A 4092-nucleotide genomic window follows, 5' to 3' on the forward strand; every position below is an offset into this window, starting at 1 on the left:
GGCCCGAGCTCGACGACGAACTCGCCTTCGACGCCGGCGCGGAAGCCATGGAAGAAGCCAGACTCGACGCCGGTCTTGTTCCGCAAGGTCGAAGCGCGCGCGTCCTTCGTCAGGTTGGCTTGGTCCACATACTCATAGCGATAGCGCGTGTCGGTCCAGAACTTGCCCTTGAAGAAGCCCTCATGGGGCGCCTGATAGCGGGTCGGCGCTCCTTGCTGCGGATCGTAATCGGGGCTCTGGGCGAACGCCGCCGAGCCGAAAGCTATTGCCAAGCCAACGAACCATGATCCGGCCACGGCGGACCTGGACGCCTTCCACATTCCCCGCGAATTTGAACCTGACATTCTTGCCACCCAACGCCTCTGCTTTCTTGTTGCGTCGAAGACGGCGACGAACGCTGAGTTCTCTCCGCCGCCGACTTCACGATTGAGCCTCCGCAGAGACGCGTCCCCCAATGATTGTCGTTATGAGCTTCTTGATTTCCGGCTGACAGGACCCGCAATTGGTGCCCGCCTTGAGATGCAGCCCTACCGCCTCTACGGAAACGGCCTCACCGCTTGCGATCAGGTCATGGATGGCGGTGAGTCCGACGCCGAAGCAGGCACAGATCGTGGGACCCATGTCGCCGGTGTCGTCGGGCGCACGTCCGGCGAGCAATGCCTTGCGCGCCGTCCCATCGAGTTTGTCTGCGCCTAACTGCCGCTTGAGCCAGTCGAGGCCAGGCAGTTCTGCGGCGCCCGAAGCGAGATAGACGCAAGCCTGAAGCCGCGCGTCGCGCAAGCTGGCGGCGCGGTAGGTGTGCTGCATATCGTCCCGGAGCTCGATGAACGCCCCGTCGGCACCCAGCAGTTGGTGGGCCAAAGACTCCCAGCCTTTGGCGCCCACGTTTGTGGCAAAGCGCGTCAGCGTGCCACCATAGACGGCGGCGCGCGCCCACCAAAACTCATCCGGCAATAGAATTGGGTTCCGCGACAGCAGAAAGCCATGCGCGGCGAAATCGACCGGCGCGATCGAGACCGGTGTCGCTTTCAGGTCGGGTTGCCCAGAATGCGGATCGCGCGCCTGATGCACGAGCGCACCGAGCCGCCCATGAGACGCGGTCTCGCCGTTCCAGTGGATCGGCGCAAAGAGTTCGCCGTCGCGCTGCCCTTCGCCGACTTTCACGCGCAGAACCGCGCTGCCATGGGCCGAGGTCAGCCGCGCAAGGCTACCGTCGGCGAGGTTGGACGCAGCGGCGCCGGCGGGCGAGATTTCCACGAAAGGCTCGTCGATATGACCGCTGAGGCGCGGCGACTTACCCGTGCGTGTCATGGTATGCCAATGATCGCGCACGCGCCCCGTGTTGAGCAGATAGGGGAACGCGTGTGCAGGCATCTCGGCGAGCGCGGGAGGATCGATCGTCACGAAGCGCGCTTTAGCGTCCGGCGTGAAGAACCGGCCATCTCCGAAAAGCCGCGCCTGGCCCTTACTCTTGGAATCGCGGACCGGCCATTGGACAGGCGCAAGCTCGTTGTAGTCTGCCGGCGTGAGGTTGCTCAGGCCTGAGAGGTCGAAATCACGCGTGCCGTCATTTTCGAAGGCCGATAACGCCGCATGCTCGCGGAAGATCTCGTAAGCATAGTGATAGGCGAAGGCCCGGCCGAACCCTAAGCGCTTCGCCACCTCGCAGACGATCCACCAATCGGGCTTCGCCTCGCCCGGCGGTACGAGAAAGGCGCGCTGCCGCGAGATGCGCCGCTCAGAATTGGTGACGCTGCCGTCCTTCTCGCCCCAGGTCGCGGCCGGGAGCAGCACCATGGGGCGCGCCGCGAGCGTATCGTTGGACGCCACGGCTTCCGACACCACGAACAGGTCGAGCTTGCCTAGCGCGTCCCGCATGGCATCGGCGCGCGGCAGGCTCACGGCCGGGTTCGTCGCCATGATCCACAACGCCTTGATGCGGCCCGCCTCGACCGCCTCGAACAAATCGACGGCCTTCAGCCCCGGCGTCCTCGCCATGGCCGGCGCGTTCCAGAACCGCCGCACCCGGTCCACGCACTCGGGCTCGAAGTCCATATGCGCGGCGAGTTGATTGGCAAGGCCGCCGGTCTCGCGCCCGCCCATGGCGTTGGGCTGGCCGGTGAGCGAGAATGGCCCCATACCGGCACGCCCGACCCGGCCCGTGGCAAGGTGGCAGTTGATGATCGCGTTGACCTTGTCGGTGCCTTGCGCCGACTGGTTCACGCCTTGCGAATACAGCGTGACCACCTTCTCCGTGACACGAAACCAGTCGAAGAAGGTGGCCACGTCCTTGCGCGCGACCCGCACCGCTCGGGCAACCATGTCGGGATCGGGCGCTATCGCCTCGGCAAGGTCGAGCGCCGCGGCAAATCCGCTGGTGTGCGCACCGATGAAATCGCCGTCGAGCGCTTTCTTGGCGGCGACATGCGCCAATAACCCTGAGAACAGCACACCATCCGTGCCCGGTGCGATCTGCAGCACAAGGTCGGCGTCCTCCGCCGTCGCCGTGCGCCGCGGATCGATGACGACGATGCGCGCGCCGCGCGTCTGCCGGGTTCTGACCATGCGCTGATGCAGGATCGGATGACACCAGGCGGCGTTCGAGCCCACGAGCACGAGCAACTCCGCGTTATCGAGATCCTCGTAGGCGCCGGGCACGGTGTCGGCGCCGAAGGCGCGCTTGTGACCGGCCACGGACGAGGCCATGCACAGCCGCGAATTGGTGTCGATATTGCCCGAGCCGAGGAAGCCCTTCATCAGCTTGTTGGCGACGTAGTAGTCTTCGGTCAGCAACTGTCCCGAAACGTAGAAGGCGATGGACTCCGGTCCATGACGCTTCATGGTTTCGCGGAAGCCTGCGGCGACACGGCCGAGCGCGGCATCCCATGAGACTTGCGACATGCGGCCGTTTGCTTCCCGCATCATGGGATGGAGCAACCGGCCGTCGAAGCTCAGCGTTTCGCCAAGCGCCGAGCCCTTGGAGCACAGCCGACCGAAATTCGCGGGGTGCTCGGGGTCGCCCGCGATAGTCGTGCCGCCGTTGCCGTTGGGGCTCGCCAGCACACCGCATCCCACGCCGCAATAGGGACACGTGGTGCGGATCGGCGGGACGGTGAGGGACAAATCCATGTGCTGCGCCCTAGTACACATCGGTCTGGTAACGGCCCGATGCGCGCAGCGCGTCGACATGGGCGCGCGCTTCTTCGGGCGACACTTTGGCGCCGTTGGCGACGATATCGACCAACGCCGTGTCGACGTCCTTGGCCATGCGCTGCGCGTCGCCGCACACATAGAAATGCGCGCCGCGCTCAAGCCAGGCGTAGAGTTCATCCGCCTCCTCGCGCATCTTGTCTTGCACATAGACTTTCTTGTCGCCGTCGCGGGACCAGGCGAGCGACAGTCGCGACAGCGCGCCTGCGCTTTGCAGGCCTTCAAGCTCGTCCTGATAGAAGAAGTCGCATGTGCTCCGTTGATGGCCGAAGAACAGCCATGCCCCACCGCTCGCTTTTGTGGCCAACCGCTCTTGCAAGAAGGCACGGAACGGCGCGATGCCCGTGCCGGGCCCGACCATGATGATAGGCGTGTCGCCATTCTCCGGCAGCGCGAAGCCATGCGCCTTCTGCACATAGACTTTCAATGTGTCGCCCGTCGCCACGCGCCCATCTAGGAACGTGGACGCGACCCCTTGGCGCAGGCGATCGCGCAGGCTGTAGCGCACCGCATCCACGGTAAGGCAGACCTTGCCCGGCTCCGCTTTGGGCGACGATGAGATCGAATAAAGTCGCGGCTGGAGCGGCTCGAGCGCCTCGATGAAGGCCTCCGGGTCCGGATGGATGCCCGGGAATTTCTCGAGCGCCTCCAGTACGTCGAGAGTTTCGGCATCCCCGTCCGGGTCCTCGCCTTTTGCCAGAGCCTTGGCCTTCTGCCGCCGCGACCCGCCGGTGAGATACGAGATCAGCTCGAACAACTCATCGGGCGCCGGCGACAACGACGTATCCTCGATCAAGACCTCCCGGAAGGTCTTGTCCATGACCGGAAAGTCGGGCGGCGCGCCGATTGCCGCAATGATCGCGTCGGCCAGCGCCGGGTCGT

3 protein-coding genes are annotated in these 4092 nt (G+C 65.0%); all 3 read right to left on the reverse strand.

Annotated features, from left to right (window positions below):
* The coding region (locus AUC71_RS15160) for a hypothetical protein (protein WP_204376754.1) at window positions 1–272 on the reverse strand (272 nt) is incomplete at its 3' end.
* Between the two features lie 148 nt (window positions 273–420).
* Window positions 421–3129 carry a nitrate reductase gene (locus AUC71_RS15165; protein ID WP_069624915.1) on the reverse strand — a complete coding sequence of 903 codons (2709 nt, stop codon included), beginning with the start codon at window positions 3127–3129 and terminating at the stop codon, window positions 421–423.
* Between the two features lie 10 nt (window positions 3130–3139).
* On the reverse strand, window positions 3140–4092 hold a 953-nt coding region (locus tag AUC71_RS15170), incomplete at its 5' end, for a sulfite reductase subunit alpha (RefSeq protein ID WP_141701755.1).

The sequence above is a fragment of the Methyloceanibacter marginalis genome (genome assembly GCF_001723295.1).
Classification (GTDB): domain Bacteria; phylum Pseudomonadota; class Alphaproteobacteria; order Rhizobiales; family Methyloligellaceae; genus Methyloceanibacter; species Methyloceanibacter marginalis.

What these genes read in the sequence shown, in the direction of transcription:
- AUC71_RS15165 (WP_069624915.1), bottom strand. Translation starts at nt 3,129, where the DNA reads ATGGATTTGTCCCTCACCGTCCCGCCGATCCGCACCACGTGTCCCTAT.